The sequence below is a fragment of the Oceaniovalibus guishaninsula JLT2003 genome (assembly GCF_000299575.1).
Taxonomy (GTDB): Bacteria; Pseudomonadota; Alphaproteobacteria; order Rhodobacterales; family Rhodobacteraceae; genus Palleronia; species Palleronia guishaninsula.
Genome location: NZ_AMGO01000059.1, coordinates 1 through 567, shown reverse-complemented (window position 1 = coordinate 567; position 567 = coordinate 1). Strand labels below are relative to the sequence as shown.

1 protein-coding gene and 1 pseudogene are annotated in these 567 nt (G+C 71.8%); both read right to left on the bottom strand.

Annotated features, from left to right (window positions below; genetic code table 11):
* Positions 1-218, bottom strand: a pseudogene (locus OCGS_RS12750) (hypothetical protein); the annotation flags it as partial.
* On the bottom strand, positions 215-567 hold a 353-nt coding region (locus tag OCGS_RS12745), incomplete at its 5' end, for a DUF2460 domain-containing protein (RefSeq protein ID WP_040611034.1). The gene OCGS_RS12745 and the pseudogene OCGS_RS12750, both read right to left, overlap by 4 nt.

Here is a 567-nt window from a genome sequence, read left to right as displayed (position 1 = left end):
CGGCTGAGCCAGGCGGTGATCACGGCCATGGAGAGGCTCCCCATCCCGGCCGCGATTAGCCCGCCGAGCAGGATGTGCCGCAGCGCATCGCGCAGCCGCATCCTCGTGGTCAGTGCGTTCGTGGCGCCGCCGAGCGCGCCCCAGGCGGCGAGGATCACGGCGGTCGAGGCCGCGAGCTCGCGCAACACGGCGGCGACGAAGCTGCCGGTGTCGTTCATCGCCGAATCTCCAGAAGCGGAATGGAGGTGATCGAGCCGAGCCGCTCGAGGTCGAGCGTCACGTCGAGCGCATCGGTGTCGAAGCGGACCGGCACGTCGAACTCGAAGCCCGCGGTGATCGCGACGCCTGCGCCCGGTGCCGCGCCAAAGCTGACGACACCTGTCGTGGTGTCGACCGACCAGCCGGAGGGTTGATCCACCCCGCCGAGGGCGATGCGCACGGTGCCCGCCACCGGCTTGGCGATGGCGCGCGCCCAGGACTGCGCCCCGGAGGCGTAGCGCTTCACCAGCTGGAAGGCGGTCGTTGCGCCGTCGCCGGTGCCGATCGCCTGGTCGGTGGGCGATGCCG